The organism is Nocardioides ureilyticus (assembly GCF_051280745.1).
GTDB lineage: Bacteria > Actinomycetota > Actinomycetes > Propionibacteriales > Nocardioidaceae > Nocardioides.
In genome coordinates this window covers 12,555-37,126 of the sequence record NZ_JBNCOG010000030.1, presented here as the reverse complement: position 1 = coordinate 37,126, position 24,572 = coordinate 12,555, and the positions used below count along the sequence as shown (strand labels likewise).

The 24,572-nt window shown below is 71.6% G+C and carries 27 protein-coding genes and 3 tRNA genes; 28 read left to right on the top strand and 2 right to left on the bottom strand.

What is annotated here, in order from left to right; all coding sequences use genetic code 11:
• The first annotated feature begins 2 nt into the window (after positions 1-2).
• The 10 genes from ACSMHG_RS15445 (at position 3) to ACSMHG_RS15400 (ending at position 6,192) form a co-directional block, all read left to right on the top strand.
• A complete protein-coding gene (locus ACSMHG_RS15445) occupies positions 3-413 on the top strand; it encodes a CidA/LrgA family protein (RefSeq protein ID WP_435746685.1) in 411 nt (136 codons plus the stop codon).
• Positions 410-1,105, top strand: a complete 696-nt coding sequence (locus tag ACSMHG_RS15440) for an LrgB family protein (protein WP_435746683.1) — start codon at positions 410-412, stop codon at positions 1,103-1,105. The genes ACSMHG_RS15445 and ACSMHG_RS15440 overlap by 4 nt, the downstream gene beginning before the upstream one ends.
• A gap of 46 nt (positions 1,106-1,151) precedes the next feature.
• A complete protein-coding gene (locus ACSMHG_RS15435; protein ID WP_435746681.1) occupies positions 1,152-2,567 on the top strand; it encodes an amidase in 1,416 nt (471 codons plus the stop codon).
• Between the two features lie 57 nt (positions 2,568-2,624).
• Positions 2,625-2,697, top strand: a tRNA-Thr gene (locus ACSMHG_RS15430).
• A gap of 53 nt (positions 2,698-2,750) precedes the next feature.
• Positions 2,751-2,824: transfer RNA gene (locus ACSMHG_RS15425), tRNA-Met, on the top strand.
• Between the two features lie 74 nt (positions 2,825-2,898).
• Positions 2,899-3,069, top strand: a complete 171-nt coding sequence (gene rpmG / locus ACSMHG_RS15420; RefSeq protein WP_166196193.1) for a 50S ribosomal protein L33 — start codon at positions 2,899-2,901, stop codon at positions 3,067-3,069.
• 134 nt (positions 3,070-3,203) lie between these two features.
• Positions 3,204-4,331 carry a hypothetical protein gene (locus ACSMHG_RS15415; protein WP_435746679.1) on the top strand — a complete coding sequence of 376 codons (1,128 nt, stop codon included), beginning with the start codon at positions 3,204-3,206 and terminating at the stop codon, positions 4,329-4,331.
• 38 nt (positions 4,332-4,369) lie between these two features.
• Positions 4,370-4,768, top strand: a complete 399-nt coding sequence (locus tag ACSMHG_RS15410) for an FAS1-like dehydratase domain-containing protein (RefSeq protein WP_435746677.1) — start codon at positions 4,370-4,372, stop codon at positions 4,766-4,768.
• A 10-nt stretch (positions 4,769-4,778) separates the two neighbouring features.
• A complete protein-coding gene (locus tag ACSMHG_RS15405; RefSeq protein ID WP_435746675.1) occupies positions 4,779-5,171 on the top strand; it encodes a MaoC/PaaZ C-terminal domain-containing protein in 393 nt (130 codons plus the stop codon).
• Positions 5,164-6,192, top strand: coding sequence for a UDP-N-acetylmuramate dehydrogenase (locus ACSMHG_RS15400; protein WP_435746673.1), 1,029 nt, complete (start codon positions 5,164-5,166; stop codon positions 6,190-6,192). The genes ACSMHG_RS15405 and ACSMHG_RS15400 overlap by 8 nt, the downstream gene beginning before the upstream one ends.
• Here the strand turns inward: ACSMHG_RS15400 and ACSMHG_RS15395 are convergent.
• Positions 6,189-7,220, bottom strand: coding sequence for an adenosine deaminase (locus ACSMHG_RS15395; protein WP_435746671.1), 1,032 nt, complete (start codon positions 7,218-7,220; stop codon positions 6,189-6,191). The two genes, ACSMHG_RS15400 and ACSMHG_RS15395, sit on opposite strands and share 4 nt — an antisense overlap.
• A 1-nt stretch (position 7,221) precedes the next feature.
• Complete coding sequence (locus ACSMHG_RS15390) at positions 7,222-8,514, bottom strand: aspartate aminotransferase type Ic (RefSeq protein ID WP_435746669.1); 1,293 nt, start codon at positions 8,512-8,514, stop codon at positions 7,222-7,224.
• Between the two features lie 196 nt (positions 8,515-8,710).
• On the opposite strand from ACSMHG_RS15390, the gene ACSMHG_RS15385 reads away from it, so the two are divergent.
• The 18 genes from ACSMHG_RS15385 to ACSMHG_RS15300 all read left to right on the top strand — a co-directional run bounded on the left by ACSMHG_RS15385 (position 8,711) and on the right by ACSMHG_RS15300 (position 24,414).
• Positions 8,711-8,783: transfer RNA gene (locus ACSMHG_RS15385), tRNA-Trp, on the top strand.
• Between the two features lie 93 nt (positions 8,784-8,876).
• Positions 8,877-9,128, top strand: a complete 252-nt coding sequence (gene secE, locus ACSMHG_RS15380; RefSeq protein WP_435746667.1) for a preprotein translocase subunit SecE — start codon at positions 8,877-8,879, stop codon at positions 9,126-9,128.
• A gap of 57 nt (positions 9,129-9,185) precedes the next feature.
• Positions 9,186-10,055: a transcription termination/antitermination protein NusG gene (nusG, locus tag ACSMHG_RS15375; protein WP_435746665.1), complete on the top strand. Its 870-nt coding sequence runs from the start codon at positions 9,186-9,188 to the stop codon at positions 10,053-10,055.
• A 207-nt stretch (positions 10,056-10,262) separates the two neighbouring features.
• Positions 10,263-10,691, top strand: coding sequence for a 50S ribosomal protein L11 (gene rplK, locus ACSMHG_RS15370; protein ID WP_435746663.1), 429 nt, complete (start codon positions 10,263-10,265; stop codon positions 10,689-10,691).
• A gap of 105 nt (positions 10,692-10,796) precedes the next feature.
• Complete coding sequence (gene rplA / locus ACSMHG_RS15365) at positions 10,797-11,519, top strand: 50S ribosomal protein L1 (protein ID WP_435746661.1); 723 nt, start codon at positions 10,797-10,799, stop codon at positions 11,517-11,519.
• Between the two features lie 366 nt (positions 11,520-11,885).
• Positions 11,886-12,560: a 50S ribosomal protein L10 gene (gene rplJ / locus ACSMHG_RS15360; RefSeq protein ID WP_435746659.1), complete on the top strand. Its 675-nt coding sequence runs from the start codon at positions 11,886-11,888 to the stop codon at positions 12,558-12,560.
• Positions 12,561-12,641: 81 nt separating this feature from the next.
• A complete protein-coding gene (gene rplL, locus ACSMHG_RS15355) occupies positions 12,642-13,037 on the top strand; it encodes a 50S ribosomal protein L7/L12 (protein ID WP_435746657.1) in 396 nt (131 codons plus the stop codon).
• A gap of 280 nt (positions 13,038-13,317) precedes the next feature.
• Positions 13,318-14,271, top strand: coding sequence for an ABC transporter ATP-binding protein (locus ACSMHG_RS15350; RefSeq protein WP_435746655.1), 954 nt, complete (start codon positions 13,318-13,320; stop codon positions 14,269-14,271).
• Between the two features lie 7 nt (positions 14,272-14,278).
• Complete coding sequence (locus ACSMHG_RS15345) at positions 14,279-15,064, top strand: MlaE family ABC transporter permease (protein ID WP_435746653.1); 786 nt, start codon at positions 14,279-14,281, stop codon at positions 15,062-15,064.
• 3 nt (positions 15,065-15,067) lie between these two features.
• Positions 15,068-15,895, top strand: coding sequence for an MlaE family ABC transporter permease (locus ACSMHG_RS15340; protein WP_435746651.1), 828 nt, complete (start codon positions 15,068-15,070; stop codon positions 15,893-15,895).
• 3 nt (positions 15,896-15,898) lie between these two features.
• On the top strand, positions 15,899-17,179 hold the full coding sequence (locus tag ACSMHG_RS15335; RefSeq protein ID WP_435746649.1) for an MCE family protein: 1,281 nt from the start codon (positions 15,899-15,901) through the stop codon (positions 17,177-17,179).
• Positions 17,176-18,210: an MCE family protein gene (locus ACSMHG_RS15330; protein WP_435746647.1), complete on the top strand. Its 1,035-nt coding sequence runs from the start codon at positions 17,176-17,178 to the stop codon at positions 18,208-18,210. Before ACSMHG_RS15335 ends, ACSMHG_RS15330 begins: the two co-directional genes overlap by 4 nt.
• Positions 18,207-19,187, top strand: a complete 981-nt coding sequence (locus ACSMHG_RS15325; protein WP_435746645.1) for an MCE family protein — start codon at positions 18,207-18,209, stop codon at positions 19,185-19,187. Before ACSMHG_RS15330 ends, ACSMHG_RS15325 begins: the two co-directional genes overlap by 4 nt.
• Entirely contained in the window at positions 19,184-20,320 is a 1,137-nt protein-coding gene (locus ACSMHG_RS15320; protein WP_435746643.1) for an MCE family protein, read from the top strand. Before ACSMHG_RS15325 ends, ACSMHG_RS15320 begins: the two co-directional genes overlap by 4 nt.
• Entirely contained in the window at positions 20,317-21,777 is a 1,461-nt protein-coding gene (locus ACSMHG_RS15315) for an MCE family protein (RefSeq protein WP_435746641.1), read from the top strand. Before ACSMHG_RS15320 ends, ACSMHG_RS15315 begins: the two co-directional genes overlap by 4 nt.
• The gene (locus tag ACSMHG_RS15310; RefSeq protein WP_435746639.1) at positions 21,774-23,063 is read left to right on the top strand and encodes an MCE family protein; all 1,290 of its coding nucleotides are present in this window, start codon (positions 21,774-21,776) and stop codon (positions 23,061-23,063) included. Before ACSMHG_RS15315 ends, ACSMHG_RS15310 begins: the two co-directional genes overlap by 4 nt.
• A complete protein-coding gene (locus ACSMHG_RS15305) occupies positions 23,060-23,629 on the top strand; it encodes a hypothetical protein (protein WP_435746637.1) in 570 nt (189 codons plus the stop codon). Before ACSMHG_RS15310 ends, ACSMHG_RS15305 begins: the two co-directional genes overlap by 4 nt.
• Positions 23,626-24,414, top strand: a complete 789-nt coding sequence (locus ACSMHG_RS15300) for a J domain-containing protein (RefSeq protein WP_435746635.1) — start codon at positions 23,626-23,628, stop codon at positions 24,412-24,414. Before ACSMHG_RS15305 ends, ACSMHG_RS15300 begins: the two co-directional genes overlap by 4 nt.
• Positions 24,415-24,572: the final 158 nt, after the last annotated feature.

Genomic DNA, 24,572 nt, shown 5'->3' with positions numbered 1-24,572 from the left:
GGGTGGTCGTCGGACTGACGTGGCTCGTGGTGTGCCAGCTGGTGGGCGAGGTGCTCGTCCGGCTGACCGGCGCGCCGGTGCCCGGCCCGGTGGCCGGCATGGTGGTGCTGCTCGCCGCCCTGGAGGTACGGCGCCGCCGCCGGCGTGACCGGCACGGCGAGCCCGGCGCGGGCGACCCCGGCGGGCCGGGTGACCCAGGTGAGGCGCCGGTCGTCCGGGCGGCCGACCGGCTGCTGGCACACCTGCAGCTGCTCTTCGTGCCGGCCGGCGCCGGTGTGGTCGCGCACCTGGGCGTGCTGCGGAGCGATGCGGTGCCCGTCGTGGTGGCGGTCGTGGGCTCGTGGGCCCTCGGCCTGGTCGTGGTCGGCTGGACGGCGCGGCTGCTCACGGGGCGGGCGGCGGGGCGGGCATGAGCGGGCTGGTCGCGTCCCCGGTGTTCCTCGTGGCGCTGACCCTCGGCGCCTACCGGATCGGCTGCTGGGTCCGCGACGCGAGCGGCCGCCACGCGCTCGCCCAGCCGGTGCTGGTGGCGGTCGTCCTGGTGGGCGGCGCGCTGCTGGCGCTCGGCGTGGACCCCGCGACGTACCGCGACGCGACCCAGGTGGTCTCGTTCTGGCTCGGGGCGGCGACCGTCGCGCTCGCCGTGCCGCTGCACCGCCAGCTCGGGCGGCTGCGGGGCCTGGCGCTGCCGATCCTGGTGGCCGTGCCCCTCGGGGCGGCCGTCTCGATCGTCTCGGTGGTCCTCCTCGCCCGGTGGACCGGCGGCGACGAGCTCCTCGCCCGGACGCTGAGCCCCAAGGCCGCCACCACGCCGGTCTCCCTTGCGCTCTCCGACGCCGTCGGCGGCGTCCCGTCGCTCACGGCTGCGCTCACGATCGTCGCCGGGATCCTCGGCGCGGTGGCGGGGCCGGCGCTCCTCACCCTCGTCCGCGTCCGGGACCGCAGCGCGCGGGGGCTCGCCATCGGCGCGGTCTCCCACGGCATCGGCGCCTCGCGCTCGCTGCAGGACGACGAGACCGAGGGGGCCTTCGCCGGGCTCTCGATGGGGCTGTCCGCGCTCGCCACCAGCGTGCTCCTGCCCGTGCTGCTGGCCCTCCTCCTCTGACGCGCGCCGCCGACCGCGCGGCGTGGCGATGTGGCACGTTGGGCCGGTGAGCCGCCTCCACGCCTTCGGCGACGACGCCCTCGGCGACCTCGACGCCGTCGGTCTCGTCGACGCCCTGCACCGAGGCGCCGTCGGCACCCGCGAGGTGGTCGAGGCCGCGCTGGCCCGGACCGCGGCCGTCGACCCGGTGCTGGGCGCCGTGGCGCACCTCGCCGAGGACCGGGCCCGGGCGGAGGGCCGCTCGCCTCGCGGCGGCTTCTTCGCCGGTGTGCCCACCTTCGTCAAGGACAACGTCGACGTCGCCGGCATGCCGACGCAGCACGGCACCGACGCCTTCGTCGGGGCTCCCCGGCGCCGGGACGGCGACCTGGCGCGCATGTACCTCGCCACCGGCCTGGTGCCGCTCGGCAAGACCCGGCTCTCGGAGTTCGGGTTCTCCCCGGCCGTCGAGCACGCGCGGCAGGGTCCGGTCCGCAACCCGTGGTCGACGGCGCACACCGCCGGTGCGTCCTCGGCGGGGTCGGCCGCGCTGGTGGCGGCCGGTGCCGTCCCGCTCGCCCACGCCAACGACGGCGGCGGCTCGATCCGGATCCCGGCGTCGGCCTGCGGTCTGGTGGGGCTGAAGCCGACGCGCGACCGGCTCGCGCAGGACGTGTTGCACCGCTCGATGCCCCTGCGCATCGTCTCCGACGGCGTCGTGACCCGCACCGTCCGGGACACCGCCGCGTTCCTCCGGGAGGCGGAGCGCGTCTACCGCGCGCTGCACCTGCCGCCGATCGGCGACATCACCCGGCCCGGCCGCCACCGGCTCCGCGTCGCGGTCGTGACCGAGGGCGCCGGGCGCTCCGCGAGCCCGGAGGTGACCGCGCTGACCCGTGCGACCGCGGACCTGCTCGCCGACCTCGGCCACCACGTCGAGGAGGCGGCCGCCCCGGTCCCCGACGGCTTCGCCGACGACTTCCTGCTCTACTGGGCGATGCTCGGCGCGCTCGTGGTGCGCACCGGGCGACTCACCTACGGGCGCAGCTGGGACCCGAGCCGGTGCGACCCGCTGACCCTCGGCCTGGACCGCCACTTCCGCCGCCACGTCCACCGTCTGCCCGGTGCCCTGCGTCGCCTGCGGCGCACGTCCGCGCTGTCGGCCGCCTTCCACGAGGAGCACGACGTCGTCCTCACTCCCACGCTGGCGTCGGCCACGCCGCGGATCGGCCACCTCGACCCGGGGCTCGGGTACGACGCGCTGATGGAGCGGGTGCTGGCCTGGGTGGCGTTCACGCCGTGGCAGAACGCCACGGGCGACCCGGCCGTCTCGCTGCCCCTCGCCACCACCGCCGAGGGCCTGCCGCAGGGGATGATGCTCGGCGCGGCCGCCGGCCGCGAGGCGACCCTGCTGGAGCTGGCCCTCGAGCTCGAGGACGCGGTGCCGTTCCCGCGTCTGGGCGGCTCCGCAGGTCCCTCCTGACCGCCGCCACAGCCGATTTTGGCGCCGGTCGGACGCTGTGTATGGTTCTCCGTCGTTGCCCCTTTAGCTCAGTCGGCAGAGCGTCTCCATGGTAAGGAGAAGGTCTACGGTTCGATTCCGTAAAGGGGCTCTGGGAACGGATTGCGCGGACCGGTAGATTGGTCGGCGCAGCCCTGTCCCGGTGGCGGGGTAGCTCAGGTGGTTAGAGCACACGGCTCATAATCGTGGTGTCGCGGGTTCGAGTCCCGCCCCCGCTACTCAGCACCACCGCGCCGACCCGCACCCGCTGGCAACGCTGCACCACTGCACCGCCCAACCCGAAGGACTTCCCGTGGCCTCCAAGAGCTCCGACGTTCGCCCCAAGATCACGCTCGCCTGTGTCGAGTGCAAGGAGCGCAACTACATCACGAAGAAGAACCGCCGCAACGACCCCGACCGGCTCGAGCTCGCGAAGTTCTGCCCGCGCTGCCGCTGCCACCAGGCGCACCGCGAGACCCGCTGACGCCCTCGTCGCGTCCCTCCGCTTCACGACGGCCCACCCGGCCTGCCGGGTGGGCCGTCGGCGTCTGCTGACCGGCATGCGCGGCGGTGCTCCGCCGTCCGGTGACCCGGGAGGTAAAGGCTCGTTGTGTGGTCATGGTCACACGACGCCTCGCTACGGTCCTGACCGCGGTAGCGCTCGCGGTCACCACGCTGCCCGCCGGTTCCGCGCCTTCCGTCGCCGACCACGGCCAGCCGCAGTCGGCGGCCTCGGCCGGCGCGACCGGCCGCTCCTTCGCCTTCCGGACCGTCGGGACCGACCGGCCGCCGCGGGCGGCTGACACCGCCGCCTGCCGCGAGCGGGTGGCCGACGGCGCCGGCGCCGTCCTGCTCGAGCTCACCGCCCGCCTGGTCAGCATCCGCACCGACCGGGCCAGCGGCCGGGTGGCCGACGCCGCCCGGCGGCGGGTCGGCTCGGGGTACCTGTGCCTGCGGAGCCCGGAGCCGACCGCGCTGCCGGCCGAGCAGGGCGGCGGCAGCTCGGCGTACGGCCGGATCCGGCTGCCGGGCGCCGGTGCGGTGCGGACGACCGGCTGGTGCGCGCTGGTGCCCGTCGTCGCGGCGCCTGGCAGCGCCCTGCTGAACTGCCGGCTCGCCGTGCTCCCCGACCGGCGCCGCGGCGTCGTGCGGGGGGCGGTCACGGCCCAGGTCCTGCTGGATGCCACCGGCGCGAGCGTGCAGGAGTCCGGGTCGCTGTGGAGCGCCTACGTCGAGCGGCGCTCGTGGCGGCGGCCGTCGACCCAGGCGCCGGCCGCTCCGGAGGTCGAGGGTGCCGGGACGCGGCTCTCCTCCGTCCTCGCCCGTGGCCGCCGCCTGCCCGAGCCTCCGGCGTACGACTGCTTCGGGACCTCGCACGAGAGCTCCCTGCACCGGGTGGCCGTCCGCGGCCGCACCGCCGCCGTCCGGCACGGCACCGGGCGACGGATCGGCCGCCTGCTCACCTGCACCCGCAACTTCGACGTCAACGGCGCGATGACCGCCGCCGTCCTCGTGCCCGGGCCGACCGGTGACCCCGTGGAGCTCGAGGCGGAGGGTCGCTGCACCGACCGCGGGCGTCCGGGCGCCGTGCGGCAGCGGACCTGCGAGCTGCGGGTGCTCCCGGCGCCGCACCTCGGGGTGCTGGGCGGGCTCGTGACGACGCTCGGCCCGGCCCTGGCGCCGGTGCCGGAGATCGGGCCGGGCGACGCTCCGCTCGTGACGGTCTCGCTCGTCCCGATCGGCTGAGCCCCGCCGGCTGAGCCGGCCCCGGTAGGGTCGGCCCCATGCCGGTCGACGCCTCGCTCGTGGGTCGCTCGTTCCCGCCGACGAGGCCCTACACCGTGACCGAGGAGAAGGTCCGGGAGCTCGCCGCCGCGACCGGCGTCGCCTGGGACGGCGGGCCGGTCCCGCCGACGTTCCCGATCGTGCTCGCCTTCGAGGCGATGAACGCCTTCCTCGAGGCGGAGGGCGTCGAGCTCTCCCGCATCGTCCACGGCGACCAGAAGTTCCGGTATGCGCGGCCGCTGCGCCCCGGCGACGTGCTGACCGCGACCCTCACCGTCGCCAGCGTCCGCTCGATCGGCGGCAACGACATCATCGGCACCACCAGCGAGGTCGTCGACGGCGACGGCGCGCTCGTGTGCGCGACCAGCGCCACCCTCGTCCACCGGGCGGCATCGTGAAGGCGGCATCGTGAAGGCGGGCGAGGAGCTGCCGGTCCAGCGGTACGCCGTGACGCGCGCCGGACTGGTGCGCTACGCCGGCGCCTCGGGCGACTTCAACCCGATCCACTGGTCGGACCGGGTGGCCACCGCCGTGGGCCTGCCGGGCGTGATCGCCCACGGGATGTACACCATGGCCCTCGCCGCCCGGGCCGTCGCCACGTGGACCGGTGACGCCGAGGTGGTCGAGCTCGGCGCGAAGTTCACCAGCCCGGTCGTCGTCCCCGACGACGACGACGGGGTCGACGTCGAGGTGGCCGGGACGGTGCGCTCGGTGGAGGACGGCCTGGTCACCATCGCGATGACCGTGACCTCCGCCGGCGAGAAGGTCCTCGGGATGCCGAAGGCCGTCGTCCGTGGCTGACCCGCTCCCCGGCCAGCCGCTCAGCGACCACACGACGCTCCGGCTCGGCGGGCCGGCGCGGGAGCTGCTCGTCGCGCGCACCGAGGCGGAGCTGGTCGACGCCCTCGACACCGACCGGCCGCTCCTCGTGCTCGGCGGCGGCAGCAACCTGGTCGTCGCCGACGCCGGCTTCGACGGCCGGGTCGTCAAGGTCGCCACCACCGGCATCGCCGCGGACACCGACGACGACGCTGCCTGCGGCGGCGTGCTCGTGACGGTGGCGGCGGGGGAGTCGTGGGACCACCTCGTCGAGGTGGCCGTCGAGCGCGGCTGGGTCGGCATCGAGGCGCTCTCCGGGATCCCCGGCGCGGTCGGCGCGACGCCGATCCAGAACGTCGGCGCCTACGGCCAGGAGGTTTCCCAGACGATCGCGTCGGTGCGGGTCTGGGACCGGTCGCTGCGCGGCGTGCGGACCTTCGCCAACGCCGAGTGCCACTTCGGCTACCGCAGCTCGCGGTTCAAGGCCGACCCCGGGCGCCACGTCGTGCTCTCGGTGACCTTCCAGCTGCGCCAGGGCTCCCTCGGTGCCCCCGTGGGCTACGCCGAGCTCGCCCGGGCGCTCGACGTGGAGGTGGGCGGGCGGGCGCCGCTCCGCGAGGTCCGCGAGGCGGTGCTGTCCCTGCGCCGGGGCAAGGGCATGGTGCTCGACGACGCCGACCCCGACACGTGGAGCGCCGGCTCGTTCTTCACCAACCCCGTCGTCCCGGCCGGACAGGTGCCCGAGGGGGCGCCGGCCTGGCCCGTCGGTGACGGCCTGGTGAAGACGTCCGCCGCCTGGCTGATCGACCACGCCGGGTTCAGCCGCGGCCACGGCCGGGGCCGGGTCTCGCTCTCGACCAAGCACACGCTGGCCCTCACCAACCGCGGCGGTGCCACCACCGCCGAGCTGCTCGACCTGGCCCGCGAGGTGCGCGACGGTGTCGAGGCGGCGTACGGCATCCGGCTGGTCAACGAGCCGGTGCTCGTCGGCTGCGAGCTCTAGGTCTCGCTCCGGCCCTCCTCGGCCAGCCAGGCGTCGATGTCGCGCATCGCCGCCGCGACCACGTCCGAGGGCGCCGACGACGCGCGGAACGACATCCGCGCGAGCTCGGCGAGGTCGGCGTCGTCGAGCTCGTGGGCGGCGCGCATGGTGGCGTACTGGCCGGCCAGCCGGGACCCGAACAGGAGCGGGTCGTCCGCGCCCAGCGCGACGGTGACGCCGGCCTCCAGCAGCGTCGGCAGGGGGACGGAGGTGAGGTCGGAGTAGACCCCGAGCGCGACGTTCGAGACGGGGCAGACCTCGAGCGCCACACCTGCCGCAGCGATCCGCTCCAGCAGGGCCGGGTCCTCGCTCGCCCGGACACCGTGGCCGAGCCGGTCCGCGTGCAGCGCGTCGAGGCAGGTGTGGACGTGCGCCGGGCCCCGTAGCTCGCCGCCGTGCGGCACGAGCAGCAGTCCGGCGCGCTCGGCGATGGCGAAGGCCGGGCCGAACTCGTCGGTGCGCCCCCGCCGCTCGTCGTTGGAGAGCCCGAAGCCGACCACGCCGCGGCCGGCGTACTGTGCCGCCAGCCGGGCCAGCGTGCGGGCGTCGAGCGGGTGCCGCGTCCGGTTGGCGGCGACCACCACGGCCATGCCGAGGCCGGTCTCCGCCGAGGCCTCGCGGACCGCGTCGAGCACCAGGTCGGTGAAGGCGGTGATGCCGCCGAACCGGGCGGCGTACCCGCTCGGGTCGACCTGGATCTCCAGCCACCGCCCGCCGTCGGCCACGTCGTCCTCGGCGGCCTCGCGCACCAGGCGGCGTACGTCGCCCTCGGTGCGCAGGACCGACCGGGCGACGTCGTAGAGCCGCTGGAAGCGGAACCAGCCCTTCTCGTCGGCCGCCGAGAGCTGCGGTGGCCAGTCGGTGACCAGGGGGCCGGGCAGGGCGATCCCGTCGCGCTCGGCCAGCTCGAGCAGCGTCGTGTGCCGCATCGAGCCGGTGAAGTGCAGGTGGAGGTGGGCCTTCGGCAGCGCCCTGAGGTCCCGGCCCAAGTCAGTCGGCGAGCTTCTCCGCGGCGGCGAGCCGCACGCAGGTGGCGACCGCCTCCATCGCCTCGGTCACGGCGGGCAGGTCGGGGAAGGTCGGCGCGATCCGGATGTTGCGGTCGCGGGGGTCCCGCTTCCCGGGGAACGCCGAGCCGGCCGGGGTGAGCGCCACGCCGGCCTCGCGGGCGAGCTCGACGACCCGGCTGGCCGTGCCGTCGAGCACGTCGAGGCTGACGAAGTAGCCACCGGTCGGGCGGGTCCACTCCGCGACGCCGAGCCCGCCGAGCCGCTCGCTGAGCACCCGCTCGACCTCGGCGAACTTCGGGGCGATGAGGTCGCGGTGGCGCCGCATGTGCGCGCGCACGCCCTCGGCGGAGCCGAAGAGCTGCGCGTGCCGCAGCTGGTTGACCTTGTCGGGTCCGATGGATCCCATGCCGAGGTTCTCGACGTACCAGCGGACCACCTCCGGCGATCCGCCGAGGAAGGCGACGCCCGCGCCGGCGTAGGTGATCTTCGAGGTGGAGGCGAAGAGGACCGGCCGGTGCGGGTTGCCCGCCGCCGCGGCCAGGCCGATCACGTCGGCGCTCTCGGTCTCCTCGTCGGTGAGGTGGTGCAGGGCGTAGGCGTTGTCCCACATGATCGTGAAGTCCGGCGCGGCGGTCGGCATGGACACCAGACGCTCGGCGACCGCCCGCGAGGTGACGTCCCCGGTCGGGTTCGCGTACGTCGGCACCAGCCACATGCCCTTGACCGACGGGTCGGCGGCGGCGATCTCGGCCACCGCGTCGACGTCCGGGCCGTCCTCGCCCATCGGCACCGTCACGGTCTCGATGCCGAACCAGTCCAGCAGGGTGAAGTGGCGGTCGTAGCCGGGCACGGGGCAGATGAAGGTCACCTTCTCCTCCGCACTCCACGGCCGCTCGCTGGTGACGCCTCCGCGCACCCAGAGGTCGGTGAGGACCTCGCGCATCATCACCAGGCTCGAGCTCCCACCGGCCACCAGCTGCGCCGCCGGGACCCCGAGGAGCTCGCCGAAGATCTCGCGCAGCTCCGGCAGGCCCTCGAGCCCGCCGTAGTTGCGGGTGTCGACGCCCGACGCGTCACGCGGGCCCCGCGGCAGCGACAGCAGCTCGTCGGAGAGGTCTAGCTGCGCCGACGCCGGCTTGCCCCGGGTGAGGTCCAGCGTGAGGCCGCGGGCGCGGAGCTCGTCGTAGGCCTGCCGCTGCTCGGTCAGGAACGCCGCCACCTGCTCGGGCGCCCGCTCGGCCAGGGGGGTGGTCTGGGTGTTCTCCTCGGTCACGGGCACCATCGTCGCACCCGCGCCGGCGTTCGCCCCAGCCAGTTCCGCCGGCCGGCTGGCCGGCCGGCTCGCGGGCCGGTTCCTCGCCCGCGGGTTCGACTCCGCTCTTGGCGACCCGTACACTTCTTCCTCGGTGGACTTCCCCCATGCTTCGGCCTGCCCGCGAATGGGTCGGTGGAGCGCGGAGGAGCCCCGGAGGGCACTAGCTCAACTGGCAGAGCATCGGTCTCCAAAACCGAAGGTTGGGGGTTCAAGTCCCTCGTGCCCTGCAAGTCAGGACAGACAGCACCAGACGTAGGACCAGCAGCACCGCCCGGGTCGGACGACGGCCGGGGCGGACGTATCGAGGAGAGGTGACCGGCGTGTCGGACAGCAACGCCGTCCGCGGGACGCGCGGCGACAAGGCCGACAAGCCGCGGACCAGCCCGGCCACGTTCTACCGCCAGGTCGTCGCCGAGCTGCGCAAGGTCGTCTGGCCGACGCAGCAGCAGCTGATCACCTACTTCCTCGTGGTGATGGTCTTCGTGATCTTCATGATGGCGCTCGTCTCGCTCCTCGACCTCGGCTTCGGACAGCTGGCGTTCGAGGTCTTCGCAGGCAACAGCGACCAGTGACCCGGGTCCGGCAGCTGCCGGACCCGCCCCCCCCCCCCCCCGACGACGAACGATCTGATGGAGCAGCGCGTGTCGGAGCAGTACGACGAGACCGAGTCGACCCAGTCGGCCCCCGAGCCGTCCCTCGAGGACGTCTTCGGCCAGCCCGACGAGGGCTCCGAGGTCGAGCTCGAGCCTGCCCTGGACACCGAGGTGACCGACGAGGACACCGACGCCGCCATGGGTCTGGACACCGACGTGGAGTCGGTGGACTCCACGGCCGACGCCGAAGAGGTCGAGGACGAGCCGGCGGAGGCCGAGGACCCGCTCGAGGCGTTCCGTCGCGAGCTGTGGGCGAAGCCGGGTGACTGGTTCGTCGTGCACACCTACTCCGGCATGGAGAACCGGGTGAAGTCGAACCTGGAGAACCGCATCATCTCCTTGAACATGGAGGACTACATCCACGAGATCGTGGTCCCCACCGAGGAGGTCGCCGAGATCAAGAACGGCCAGCGCAAGATGGTCAAGCGGACCGTCCTGCCCGGCTACGTCCTCGTGCGCATGGACCTCACCGACGAGTCGTGGGCGGCCGTGCGGCACACCCCCTCGGTCACCGGGTTCGTCGGGCACAGCCACCAGCCGGTGCCGCTGAGCATGACCGAGGTCGAGAACATGCTGGCCCCCGCCGTCGTCGCCCGCGCCGAGGCCGAGGCCGCAGCGGCGGGCTCCACCGCGCCGGCGGCCACCACGACCGCCACGAAGAAGCCCGTCGAGGTCGCCGACTTCGACGTCTCCGACTCGGTCATGGTCGTCGACGGCCCGTTCGCCACGCTGCACGCGACGATCACCGAGATCAACGCCGAGTCGCAGCGGGTCAAGGCGCTGGTCGAGATCTTCGGCCGGGAGACCCCGGTCGAGCTCAGCTTCTCGCAGATTCAACGCGTGTGAGGGCTCGGCGCTTGCGCCGAGCACTCACAGCCGCGTGAGGTCGAGCAAGCGCCGCGGCTGAGGAACGAAGGCGCGACGCGCGTGTCGAGACCCACCGGACTCGATTTCCCGGATCGGCTCGCCACGCGGACAATGAGCAACGCAACAGCAGGTGGCAGAGGGCGCCGTACGCCCTCGTCATGACCACGGAAGAGAAAGAGACACAGCATGCCTCCCAAGAAGAAGATCGCTGCCCTGGTCAAGGTGCAGCTGCAGGCCGGTGCCGCGACGCCGGCCCCGCCGGTCGGTACCGCCCTCGGTCCGCACGGCGTCAACATCATGGACTTCTGCAAGGCGTACAACGCCCAGACCGAGGCCATGCGCGGCAACGTGATCCCCGTCGAGATCACCATCTACGAGGACCGTTCCTTCACCTTCGTCACCAAGACCCCGCCGGCCGCGGAGCTGATCAAGAAGGCTGCCGGCCTGCAGAAGGGTTCGGGTGTCCCGCACAAGGAGAAGGTCGGCAAGCTGACCAAGGACCAGGTGCGCGAGATCGCCCAGACCAAGCTGCCGGACCTCAACGCCAACGACATCGACGCCGCCATGAAGATCGTCGAGGGCACCGCCCGCTCGATGGGCGTCACCACCGACTGACCGCCTGGCCGGCCGACCGGCCGGTCCTCAGGCAGGTACCTGCACCCACCCGTGGCAGGGCCGCGCTGGCCCACCTGACCACACTGGAAGAGAAGAGACCCAGACATGCAGCGCAGCAAGACCTACCGCGCGGCGGCCGAGGCGTTCGACGCCGACGAGCTCCACGCCCCGCTCCAGGCGATCAAGATCGCCAAGTCCACCTCGAAGAAGAAGTTCGACGAGACCGTCGACGTGGCCATGCGCCTCGGCGTCGACCCCCGCAAGGCCGACCAGATGGTCCGCGGCACGGTGAACCTGCCGCACGGCACCGGCAAGACCGCCAAGGTCCTGGTCTTCGCGAACGGCGACAAGGCCGAGGCCGCCCGTGAGGCCGGCGCCGACGTCGTCGGTGGCGACGAGCTGATCGAGAAGGTCGCCGGCGGCTGGCTGGACTTCGACGCCGTCGTCGCGACCCCCGACATGATGGGCAAGGTCGGCCGCCTGGGCCGCGTGCTCGGCCCGCGCGGCCTCATGCCGAACCCGAAGACCGGCACCGTGACGCCGGACGTGGCGAAGGCCGTGTCCGACATCAAGGGCGGCAAGATCGAGTTCCGCGTCGACCGCCACGCCAACCTCCACTTCATCATCGGCAAGGCCTCCTTCTCCGAGGCGCAGCTCGCGGAGAACTACGCCGCCGCGCTGGAGGAGGTGCTGCGTCTGAAGCCGGCCAGCTCCAAGGGTCGCTACATCAAGAAGGTCACCGTCTCCACGACGATGGGCCCGGGCGTCCAGGTGGACCCCAACCGCACCAAGAACGTCGCGCAGGAGGACGAGGCCGCCCAGGCCTGAGCCTCCCCGGCTCGCTGGTCGAGCCCTCGGGTTCGCTGGTCGAGCCTGTCGAGACCACGTCGCCGCCCCGACCACCTCACGGTGGTCGGGGCGGTGTGCATCTCGGGCACCGGCGTGGCGCCGCTCCGGACCGCCGTGGATTTGGCGGTGCCCGCGGCGCGCCGTACAGTTCCCTCCTGAAACCAGAGACCGCCGGTTGCCGTGGTGCATCAGCAGCACGACCGAAGGTTCCGCGGACGCGGACGACCTGCGCAGGTGAGCAGAGCGAGATCCTGTTCGAGGATCGCACCACGCCCTGAGCGCCCGCGCTCGGGGCGTTCGTCGTTCCGGGGCCCGACGCGGTGGTCGACACCCGGAAGGAGACCCATGGCGCGGGCAGACAAGCAGGCAGCCGTCGCGGAGATCGTTGAGTCCTTCAACGAGTCCGCCGGTGCTGTGCTGACCGAGTACCGCGGTCTCACCGTGAAGCAGCTGCAGGACCTGCGGCGCTCCCTCGGCGAGAACGCCAACTACGCCGTGGTCAAGAACACGCTGGCCAAGATCGCCGCCACCGAGGTGGGCATCTCCGGCTTCGACGACCTGCTCACCGGTCCGACCGCCATCGCCTTCATCAACGGCGACGTGGTCGAGGCGGCGAAGGGTCTGCGTGACTTTGCCAAGGCCAACCCCACCCTGGTCATCAAGGGTGGCGTCCTGGACGGCAAGCCCCTCGACGCCTCGGAGATCGCCAAGCTGGCGGACCTCGAGTCCCGTGAGGTGCTCCTGGGCAAGCTCGCCGGCGCCATGCTGGCGTCGCTGAGCCAGGCCGTCTACCTCCTCAACGCGCCCCTGGCCCAGGCCGCCCGCCTCGCGGGTGCGCTCCAGGCCAAGGCCGAGGAGGACCCCTCGATCCTCGCAGGTGGTGCGGGCACGCCCGCCGCCGCCGAGGAGGCCCCGGCAGCCGCCGAGGAGACCCCCGCCGAGGAGGCGACCGAGGCTCCGGCCGAGGACGCCCCCGCCGCGGAGGCCGCCGACGAGGCCGCCGAGGCCACCGAAGCCTGATCCACGGGCTGACCACCACCACCTGAAACCCGGCCCGGCCGCTGCGACGCGGCGGGCCACCGAATTGAAAGGTTGCCACTCATGGCGAAGCTCACCACCGACGAGCTCCTCGACGCGTTCAAGGAGATGACCCTCATCGAGCTCTCCGAGTTCGTGAAGCAGTTCGAGGACACCTTCGGCGTCACCGCGGCCGCCCCGGTCGCCGTGGCCGCCGCCCCCGCCGCTGGCGGCGGCGCTGCCGGTGGCGGCGAGGCCGCTGCCGAGCAGGACGAGTTCGACGTCATCCTCGAGGCCGCTGGTGACAAGAAGATCAACGTCATCAAGGAGGTCCGCGCCCTGACCTCGCTCGGCCTGAAGGAGGCCAAGGAGCTGGTCGAGGCCGCGCCGAAGCCGGTCCTCGAGAAGGTCGCGAAGGACGCTGCGGAGAAGGCCAAGGAGTCCCTCGAGGGCGCCGGCGCCACCGTCAGCCTCAAGTGACCTCATCGGTCCTCGCCGGCTGACCAGCCGGACGCCTCACCGGGGCGGTCACCCTCTTCTCGAGGGTGGCCGCCCCGGTTGCGTTTGCGCAGGTCAGGCCGGAACACGTTCTAGGTTGCGAAACCGTTGCGAGAGACGTCAGTCACGTGACGCACGTCGCGCCGTTCGCGTAACCTCGCCTCGTTCTCCGCGTTGTTACTCGTCAGTGGGGAACACCCGTCCACCCAGGTCGCCCGACCTGGCGGTGACGGACCACTCGGATGGGGAGAGGTGCAGGGTCATGGGTGTCGAGATCAAGGTCGAGGACCTCAGCAAGTCCTTCGGCAAGCAGCTGATCTGGGGTGACGTGACCCTGACGATCCCGGCGGGCGAGATCTGCGTGATGCTCGGCCCCTCGGGCACCGGCAAGTCGGTGTTCCTCAAGACGCTGATCGGCCTGCTCAAGCCGGACAAGGGCTCGATCGTCATCGAGGGCACCGACATCGCATCGTGCTCGGAGCGCGAGCTCTACGAGATCCGGAAGCTGTTCGGCGTGCTGTTCCAGGACGGCGCCATGTTCGGGTCGATGAACCTCTACGACAACGTCGCCTTCCCGCTGCGCGAGCACACGAAGAAGTCGGAGTCGGAGATCCGGTCCGTCGTGATGGAGAAGATGGACCTGGTGGGTCTCATCGGCGCCGAGGACAAGCTGCCCGGCGAGATCTCCGGCGGCATGCGCAAGCGCGCCGGCCTGGCGCGGGCGCTGGTCCTCGACCCGGAGATCGTGCTCTTCGACGAGCCCGACTCCGGTCTGGACCCGGTCCGCACGGCGTTCCTGAACCAGCTGATCGTGGACCTCAACGCCCAGATCGACGCGACCTTCCTGATCGTCACCCACGACATCAACACGGCGCGGACGGTGCCCGACAACATCGGGCTCCTCTACCACCGGCACCTGGCGATGTTCGGCCCCCGGGAGATGCTGCTGTCCTCCGAGGAGCCGGTGGTCCGCCAGTTCCTCAACGCCCAGAAGGTCGGCCCGATCGGCATGTCGGAGGAGAAGGACGCCGACGAGCTGGCGGCCGAGCAGGGTCAGGAGCTGCCCCCGCTCCCGCCGATCCCGATGCAGCTGGAGCCCTCCAACGGCATCCCGCGCCGCTCCCAGCGCGAGCCCGGCGCCTGGTGCCGGGAGAACGGCGTGACGCCGCCTCCGGGCTCGTTCGAGGACAACATGACCATGGCGACGGGCGTCTGAGGCGACCTTGTCCACCCTCACCTCGTCCCGGGCGCTGGCGCCCGTCGGGACCGCGGGCAAGCTCTTCGCCTTCGGTCTCGACGTCGGCCGTGCGCTCTTCCGGCGCCCGTTCCAGCTGCGTGAGTTCCTCCAGCAGGCCTGGTTCATCGCGTCGGTCACGATCATCCCGACCGCCCTCGTGGCGATCCCCTTCGGCGCGGTCATCGCGCTCCAGGTCGGCGGCCTGATCAAGCAGTTCGGTGCACAGTCCTTCACCGGCTCCGCATCGGTGCTGGCGGTCATCCAGCAGGCCGGCCCGATCGCCACCGCGCTGCTGATCGCCGGCGCGGGCGGCTCCGCCATCGCGGCCGACCTCGGCGCCCGCCGGATCCGCGAGGAGCTCGACGCGATGATGGTGCTGGGCATCGACCCGATCCAGCGCCTCGTCGTCCCCCGGGTGCTCGCCTGCATGCTGGTGGCGGTCTTCCTCAACGGCATGGTCAGCGTCGTCGGCGTGGCCGGCGGCTACGTCTTCAACGTCGTGCTGCAGGACGGTACGCCGGGCGCCTACCTGGCCAGCTTCACCGCGCTTGCCCAGCTGCCCGACCTCTGGGTCGGCATGCTGAAGGCCCTGGTGTTCGGGCTCATCGCCGCGATCGTCGCGTCGTACAAGGGAATGAACGCCGGGGGTGGCCCCAAGGGTGTCGGCGACGCGGTCAACGAGTCGGTCGTCATCACCTTCCTGCTGCTCTTCGTCGTCAACTTCATCATGAGCACGATCTACCTCCAGATCGTGCCCCCGAAGACAGGCTGACCCGTGGCGAACCTCAAAGCCGTCTACCAGCGACCCCTGGGACAGCTCGACACCCTCGGCGGTCAGCTCGCCTTCTACCTGCGCGTCCTCAAGGCGACGCCGCGCTCGATCACGCGCTACCCGCGCGAGATCATGCGGATCCTCGCCGAGGTCACCCTCGGCTCCGGGGCGCTCGCCGTCATCGGCGGCACCGTCGGCGTCATCATCGGCATGACGTTCTTCACCGGCGCCCAGGTCGGGCTCTCGGGGTACGCCGCGCTCAACCAGCTCGGCACCGCGGCGTTCTCAGGCTTCGTCTCCGCGTACTTCAACACCCGCGAGATCGCGCCCCTGGTCGCCGGGATCGCGCTCGCGGCGACCGTCGGCTGCGGCTTCACCGCGCAGCTCGGCGCGATGCGGATCTCCGAGGAGGTCGACGCGCTCGAGGTGATGGCCATCCCGTCGATGCCGTTCCTCGTCGCGACCCGCGTCGTGGGTGGGCTGATCGCGATCATCCCGCTCTACGTGGTGGGCCTGCTGTCGTCGTACTTCGCCAGCCGGCTCGTGGTGACGCAGTTCTACGGGCAGTCGACGGGCACCTACGACCACTACTTCAACCAGTTCCTTCCACCCGAGGACGTACTGTGGTCCTTCGGCAAGGTGCTGGTGTTCGCGGTCGTCGTGATCCTCATCCACTGCTACCACGGCTACAACGCCAGCGGCGGCCCCGCAGGGGTCGGCGTGGCCGTGGGCCGGGCGGTGCGGACGAGCATCGTCGCCATCAACGTCATCGACCTGCTGCTGTCGATGGCGATCTGGGGAACGACCACGACCGTGAGACTGGCGGGCTGAGACATGATCCTGCGCAGGACCAAGCTCCTCGGTGTCGGCTTCCTGGCCCTCATCGTGCTGGCCGGCTGGCTGACCTACGCGGTCTTCACCAAGCAGTTCACCGACTACGACCGGGTGACCCTGCAGACCTCGAACATCGGGCTGCAGCTCCCCGAACGCGGCGACGTCAAGATCCGCGGCGTCATCGTCGGCGAGGTGCTCGACTTCGAGGTCGACGACGAGAGCGTCGACGTGACCCTGGGTCTCTACGAGGGCAAGCGCGAGATCATCCCGGCGAACGTGACCGGCTCGATCGTCCCGAAGACGCTGTTCGGCGAGAAGTACGTGTCGCTCGTGGTGCCCGAGGACGCGGCGGAGGAGCCGATCGAGCCGGGCGCGACCATCGAGCAGACCGAGGTCGCCACCGAGGTGGAGGAGGTCCTCTCCGACCTCTACCCGCTGCTGCGCACCGTGCAGCCGGCGCAGCTGAACAAGACGCTGACCGCGCTCGCCACCGCCCTGGAGGGCCGCGGCGACGACCTCGGTGCCAACCTCGAGACGGTCGACAGCTACCTCAAGCGGATGAACCCGCAGCTCCCCGCGCTCGTCGAGGACCTGCGCCTCACCGCCGAGGTCTCGCAGGTCTACTCCGACGTGCTCCCCGAGGTCGGGGACATCCTGCAGGACACGGTGCTCACGACCGGGACGCTGGAGGACCGCGAGGCGAAGCTGGCCGCGCTGTTCCAGGACGTCGCGTCGTTCTCCGACACCGCCGAGACCTTCCTGGACGACAACGGCGACAACCTGATCCGGCTCGCCGAGCTCAGCGAGCCGTTCCTCCGGACGCTGGCGAAGTACTCCACGGAGTTCCCCTGCCTGCTCCAGGGCATCGTGAACGCCGGGAAGCTGCAGGCCGAGGCGTTCCGCGGCTTCCAGCTCCACATCGTGCTGGAGACGCTGCCCAACCAGCCGCGGCACTACGGCCCCAACGACAAGCCGGTCTTCAACGAGGACCGCGGACCCGACTGCCTGAACCTGCCGAACCCTCCCTGGAGCCAGGACAACCCCGTGCGCCACCAGCCCGACTTCAAGGACGGCGTCGACGAGCCGACCGGCAAGGGCACCTCACGGGTGGCGCCGGGCGACCTCTTCGGTGACGCCGGGTACGCCGGGACCCCGGCCGAGTCGGTCCTGCTCAAGAACCTGCTCGCCCCCGGGCTCGCCACCACGCCGGACGCGGTCGACGACCTCGGCCCGTTGCTGGTCGGTCCGATGGCCCGAGGCGCGGAGGTGTCGCTGCGATGAGCCTGCTGGACAAGAAGACCGCTGCGGACCTGACCAAGCTGACCGTCTTCATGGTGGTCACCGCCCTCGCCACCGGCGTGCTGGTGGTCCTGATCGGCAACCTCACCTTCGGCGCGGCCAAGGAGTACCGGGCCGTCTTCTCCGACGCCACCGGCGTCGTCGAGGGCGACGACGTCCGGGTCGCCGGCGTGAAGGTCGGCTCGGTCGACGACGTCGAGATCGTCGACCGCGACCGCGCCCTGGTGACCTTCTCCGTCGACACCGAGACCACGCTGAGCCGGGCCACCAACGCCGCGATCCGCTACCGCAACCTCGTCGGCCAGCGCTACGTCGCGCTGAGCGAGGGCATCGGCGCCACCGACGAGCTGGAGGAGGGAGCCACCATCCCGATCTCCCAGACCTCGCCGGCGCTCGACCTGACCGTGTTGTTCAACGGCTTCAAGCCGCTGTTCCAGGCGCTCTCGCCCGACGACATCAACCAGCTCTCCTACGAGATCGTCCAGGTCTTCCAGGGTGAGGGTGGGACGCTCGAGGGCCTCCTCTCGAGCACGGCCTCGGTCACCCAGACGCTGGCCGACCGCGACCAGGTGATCGGCGACCTGATCACCAACCTCGACCAGGTGCTCGACCGGCTCGGCGACCGGGACGACCAGCTCTCCGAGCTCATCGTCAACTTCCGCACCTTCGTCGGGGGGCTGAAGACCGACCGACAGGCGATCCTGACCTCGCTGGACCAGATCTCCGAGCTGTCGGTGGAGACCGCCGGGCTGGTCGAGGGCATCCGCCGGCCGTTCGTCAACGACATCAAGCACCTGCGCCGCCTGACCAAGAACATCGACGACAACAAGGCGGAGCTCGACCGCGCCCTCCAGGTGCTCCCGATCAAGCTCAACAAGGTCGGTCGCACCGCGATCTACGGTGCGTTCTTCAACTTCTACCTCTGCGACTTCCAGGGACGGATCCGCTTGCCGGCGAACATCTCGGTGCCGCTCCACTACAACACCGGCTCGGAGAGGTGTGACCTCGGATGAAGCCCTTCCGCGAGCGCAACCCCGTCGTCGTCGGCCTGATCAGCATCCTGGTGCTGGCCGCGCTGATGCTGGCCGCCTTCCGTGCCCAGGACCTGCCGATCATCGGCGGCGGCGACACCTACTACGCCCGGTTCTCCGAGGCCGGTGGCCTCAAGGCCGACGACGAGGTCCGCATCGCCGGGGTCCGGGTCGGCAAGGTCGAGTCGGTCGAGCTGGCCGAGGGCGAGGTCGAGGTCGCCTTCCGGATCGAGGAGGACGCGGAGTTCGGCGAGCTCACCGGTGCGGCCATCAAGGTCAAGACGCTGCTCGGCGCGATGTTCCTCTCCGTGGAGCCCGCCGGCCAGGGCCAGCTCGAGGCCGGCAGCACGATCCCGGTCGAGCGGACCGCGTCGCCGTACGACGTGGTGGCGGCGTTCGAGGGTCTCGCCGAGACCTCCGCGGACATCGACACCGACCAGCTCGCGGTCTCGCTGACCACGCTGGCCGACCTGACGCGCAACACGCCCGAGGAGTTCCGGGAGGCCCTCGACGGGGTCTCCGCCCTCTCGGAGACCATCGCGTCGCGCGACACCGAGATCGGCTCGCTGCTCAAGAACCTCAAGCGCGTCTCGGCCGTCCTCGCCGAGCGCGACGTCGACCTCGTGGCGCTGATGCGTGACGCCGACGTCCTCTTCCGCGCGCTGCTCGAGCGGCGGGAGTCGGTCCACCGGCTCCTGGTGTCGACCTCGACGCTGTCGAAGGAGCTCACCGCCCTGGTGCGCGGCACCCGCAAGGACCTTGCCCCCGCCCTGGCCAACCTGGAGAACGTCGTGGCCGTGCTGAACAAGAACGAGGACAACATCGACAACAGCCTGCGGCTGATGGCGCCCTTCTACCGGGTCTTCGCCAACACCCTCGGCGGCGGTCCCTGGTTCGACACCTACATCCAGAACATGCCGCCGGTGCCCGACCTGGCGAACGGGGGTGGCATCGGATGACCGCCCTGAGGCGTGCCGTGGTGCCGCTGGTCCTGCTCGCGCTGGTCGTCGTGGCCGCGTTCACCGTCCTCGGAGGATCCGACACCAAGACCCTCGTCGCCCACTTCCCTCGGGCGATCTCCATCTACGAGGGCAGCGACGTGCGGGTCCTCGGGGTGCCGATCGGCGAGGTCGAGACCGTGGAGCCGGCCGGCACGAAGGTCGTCGTCACCATGCGGTACGACGCCGACGTCAAGGTGCCGACCGACGCCAAGGCCGTCATCGTGGCCCCGTCGGTGGTCGGTGACCGCTACATCCAGCTCACCCCGGTGTGGGACGGCGGCGACGCCCTCGGTGACGGGACCCTGCTCGACGAGGGTCGCACCGCCGTGCCGATCGAGCTCGACGACATCTACGCCAGCATCGACGAGCTCACGGTCGCCCTCGGCCCCACGGGGGCCAACAAGGAGGGCGCGCTGACCGACCTGCTCGAGGTGACCGCGGCCAACTTCGGTGGCCAGGGCGCGACGTTCAAGCAGACGATCGAGGACCTGGGCCGGCTCTCCGGCACCTTGGACAACAACAAGGAGGAGCTCTTCGGCTCGCTGAAGGAGGTCCAGGGCTTCATCGGGACCCTCGCCGAGAACGACCGGACGGTCCGCAAGTTCAACCGGTCGCTCGGCTCCGTCTCGACCCTCCTCGCCGGTGAGCGTGAGGAGCTGGCCGCGGCCCTCGGCAACCTGTCGGTGGCGCTCGGCCAGGTGGGTGACTTCGTCCGCACCAACCGCGACGCCCTCGGCCGCAACATCACGGGCATCAACCGGGTGGCCAAGGTCCTGGTCAAGCAGCGCAAGGCGCTCGACGAGACGCTGGCGAGCGCACCGCTCGCGCTGAACAACCTGGCCCTCGCCTACAACCCGCAGAGCGGCACGCTGGACACGAACGCCAACATCGGCCACCTGTTCGGGGAGCTGACCAGCGACCCGTCGATCTTCCTGTGCGGCATCCTCGCCCAGGTCGACGACAGCCGGCGGCTCTGCGACCTCGTCGACACGATCCTGCCGCGCTCGGGTCCGTTCGGGGCCGGCACCGGGTCCTCCTCGGACGCGAAGTTCGACCTGACCCTCGGCGGCCTCGTGGAGGTGGAGAAGTGAAGCGCCTGACCAGGCTGCGCACCGCGGCCGCCGTGCTCCTCGGCTCGCTCGTCCTCACGGGGTGCGAGTTCAGCGTCTACTCCCTGCCCCTGCCGGGCGGCACGGACACCGGCGAGGACCCCATCTCGGTGAAGGCCGAGTTCACCAACGTGCTCGACCTCGTCCCGCAGTCGAGCGTCAAGGTCAACGACGTGAGCGTCGGCCAGGTGACCGACATCGAGCTCGACGGGGAGACGGCCGTGGTCAGCCTCGAGCTGCGCTCGAGCACCGACCTCCCCGCGAACGCCGTCGCCGAGATCCGCCAGACCAGCCTGCTGGGCGAGAAGTTCGTCTCGCTGGACGCGCCCGAGCGCGGTGCCAGCGCGGAGCCACTCGCCGACGGGGACCTGATCCCGCTGGAGCGGACCGGCCGCAACCCCGAGGTCGAGGAGGTGCTGGGTGCGTTGAGCCTGGTGCTCAACGGCGGCGGGGTCGCGCAGCTGAAGACGATCGCGAGCGAGATCAACAACGCCCTCGAGGGTCGCGAGGACTCCGCGCGGTCGGTGCTCGGCCAGGTGCGCGAGTTCGTGACGGTGCTCGACCGGAACCGGGCCGACATCGTCGGCGCGATCGAGTCGCTCAACCAGCTGGCCATCGACGTCGACCGGCAGCAGGAGGACATCGACCTGGCGCTCGACGAGCTGCCCTCGGCGCTCGTCTCCCTGGACAAGCAGCGCGGCGACCTCGTGCGGATGCTGCGCGAGCTCAACGAGCTCGGCGACGTGGGCGTCCGCGTGATCAGGGCGTCGAAGTCGGCGACCATCGAGTCGATCCGCCAGCTGCAGCCGGTGCTGAGCCAGCTCGCCGACTCCGGCGACGCCTTCGTCAACGCCTTCAACGTCTTCCTGACCTACCCGTTCGTCGACGAGGTCGTCGGACGGGACCCGCAGGTCGCCCGGAACCTGCACATGGGCGACTACACCAACCTGTCGGTCGAGCTCGACATCGACCTGCGTGGGGGCACCACGGGCATCCCGACCCAGCTGCCCACCCTGCTGCCGACCGAGCTCGAGCCCACGGCGGTCGTCGGCGCGGTGCTGCAGTGCCTGCAGAGCCTCAGCTTCAACAGCAAGGCCTGCCAGAAGGTCCGCGGCAACGTCCAGCTGCTGCTGGAGCTGCGCGAGGAGTGCCAGAAGCCGAAGAACAAGAGGATCACCGTGTGCACGATCCTCAACCAGGTGCCCGGCCTGCCCCTGCCCCTCGGCGGTGACGTCGACGGGAACGGAGCCGGCGGCGGGCTCGGCGCCCTCGGCGACCTGCTCGGCCTGCCCCGTGCGCCGTTCGGCGCGGTCGACCAACCGTCGACGGCGCCGCCGTCCGGCCGCGGCGCGACGGTGGGGGAGCTCGCGTCGGTCTACGACCCCGACCTGGTCGCGCTGCTGGTGCCCGCCCTGGCCGTCCCGGAGGAGAGCCGATGATCACCCGCCGCACCAAGGTCCAGCTGCTGGTCTTCGTGATCATCACGCTGGTCGGCGTGAGCTTCGTCGGCGCCCGTTACGCGCGGCTCGACCGGTTCTTCGTCGACGACTCCTACACGGTGGTCGCCCACTTCTCCCAGTCCGGCGGCGTCTTCGCCGGCGCGGAGGTCACCTACCGGGGCGTGGGGATCGGCCGCGTCGACAAGCTCGTCCTCACCGACTCCGGGGTGGACGTGCACCTGCAGATCGACGACGAGAACGACGAGATCCCCGCCGACACCCTCGCGGTGGTGGGCAACCGCTCCGCGGTCGGCGAGCAGTACGTCGAGCTGCAGCCCCAGGTCGACGACGGGCCCGTGCTCGAGGAGGGGTCCGAAATCGCCGACTCCGCCACCGAGACGCCGATCCAGGTCGAGACGCTGCTGACCGACCTCGCCACCACCGCTGACTCGGTCGACCAGCAGGCGCTGCGGACCACGATCAACGAGCTCGGGATCGCCTTCGACGACACCGGCAAGGACCTGCAGCGGATCATCGACACCGGCAACTCCTTCATCGCCGAGGCCAACGCGAACTTCGACCTCACCACGGCCCTCATCCGCGACAGCAACACCGTGCTCAACACCCAGCTGGACTCCCAGGACGCGCTGCGGACCTTCGCCAGCCAGCTCTCCCTCTTCAGCGGCACCCTCGCGGGGGCCGACGAGGACCTCCGCACGGTGATCGAGACGGGCTCCGCGACGGCCAACCAGCTGCGGACCTTCCTCGAGCAGAACGAGGTGGAGCTCGGCAGCCTGATCAACAACCTCGTCACGACCGGCCAGGTGACCGTCCGGCACCTCGACGGGATCGAGCAGATGCTGGTCATCTACCCCTACGTCGTGGAGGGCGGCTTCACGGTCGTCTCCAAGACGCCGGAGACCGGTCTCTACGACGCCCACTTCGGCCTGATCATGACCACTCACCCGGTCTGCACCCAGGGCTACCAGGGCACCGACAAGCGCATCCCGCAGGACGGCTCGAACCGGCCGATGAACATGGACGCCCGGTGCACCGAGCCCGCCGCGGTCAGCAACGCCCGTGGCGCCCAGCACCTGGACAAGAAGCCGGGGGCGACCTACCGCGCGCCCGTCGTCGCGTCGTACGACCAGGAGACCGGCGAGCTGGCGTGGGGCGATCGGGTCGACCCGGCGCTGGAGCAGCCCGGTACCGTGGCGCCCTCGACGCTGGGGAAGGACTCGTGGAAGTGGCTGTTCCTGCAACCCCTCGCGGCGCCGCAGGAGTGAGCTCCACGCGCTTCCGGTTCGCGCTGCTCACCGGCCTCGTCGTCGTCTTCCTGGCCGGCGTGATCGGCTCGGCCGTGATCGCCGTGCTGGCCGCTTCCGGGGTGGGCGGTGACGCCGCCGAGACCCAGCAGCGCCGGGAGGCCGTCATGTCGCAGGCGCGCCAGTTCATGCTCCGGGTGAACACCTACGGCCCCGACCTCCTCGAGGGCGACCAGATGCCGGAGTACCGGGACCTGGTCACCGACGTGATGACCGACAAGTTCGAGACGTCCTTCCTCCAGGGCGTGACGGCCGCGGAGCAGACCGTCGCCCAAGCGGGCATCGAGCGCACCGCCGAGGTCTTCTCCACCGGGGTCTCCGAGCTCGAGGAGGGCCGGGCCACGGTGCTCGTCGCGGGCGCCTTCACCAACAGCTATCCGGCGCGCGGCAAGAACGCCGAGGAGGGCGAGCGGGTCGAGACCGAACCGCAGTCCTTCCGGGTGGAGGTCGAGCTGGTCCGCACCGACGGCGAGTGGCTGGTCGACGACTTCTCGCCGGTCACCGCCGAGGAGGAGCAGACCCCGTGACCCCGAGCTGGTACGACGTCCTCGGGATCGACCCGACGGCGTCCGAGGCGGAGGTCCGCCGGGCGTGGAAGGCGGCGATCGCCGACCTCGACCCGTCCGACCGGCGCTTCCGCGCCGCCAACCAGGCGGCCGAGGTGCTCCTCGACCCCGAGCGCCGCGCGGCCCACGACGCGACCCTGGAGGCGGAAGCCGAGGCCGAGCCGGAGGCGACCGCTGGTGCCGGGCCCGAGGTGGGCCCGGAGCCGGCTGCTGCTCCTGCGGCCGCCGGAGCCGCTGCCGGGCCGCGACGGTCGGTGCCGGCCTGGCTGATCGGTGTGGCGGCGCTGCTCGCGCTGGCGTCGGTGGTCGCGGCCGCGGTGCTGTGGCGAGCCGAGTTCGCCACCACGGAGGAGTCGGTCGAGGACGCGGCCCGGGCGGCCCAGGCGGTCGCGGAGCGCGCCGTCGTGCCGCTGATCTCCTACGACCACCGCACGATGGCGGAGGACCGGACGGCCGCGCTGTCCTACCTGACCGAGGAGTACGGCGCGGAGTACGAGAAGCTCTTCGCGGTGCTCGAGGAGTCGGCCGACGACCTCGAGGTGGTCGTCGAGGCGGAGGTCCTGGCCTCCGGGATCGTCCGGGCCGACACCGACCGGGTGCAGGTGCTGCTCTTCGTGGACCGCCCGACCATCCGGCGCGGCGAGGAGGAGCCGACGATCTACAAGGACCAGGTCACCGTGACGATGGAGAAGGTCGGCGACGACTGGCTGGTCGACCAGCTGAGCACGACGCCCCTGCAGGACTGAGGGGCCCCGCGCCGGGGCACCGGTCCGCCGGGTCGGCGCGGCTCGGCCGGGGTGCTTGACCGGGGCGCCGGCACGGCGCATCATCGTCTGACGCACGAGGTGCGCGGTTCCCGGAAACCCGGAGCCGGTGTCCGGTATTGTGACGCGCCCACTTGTGG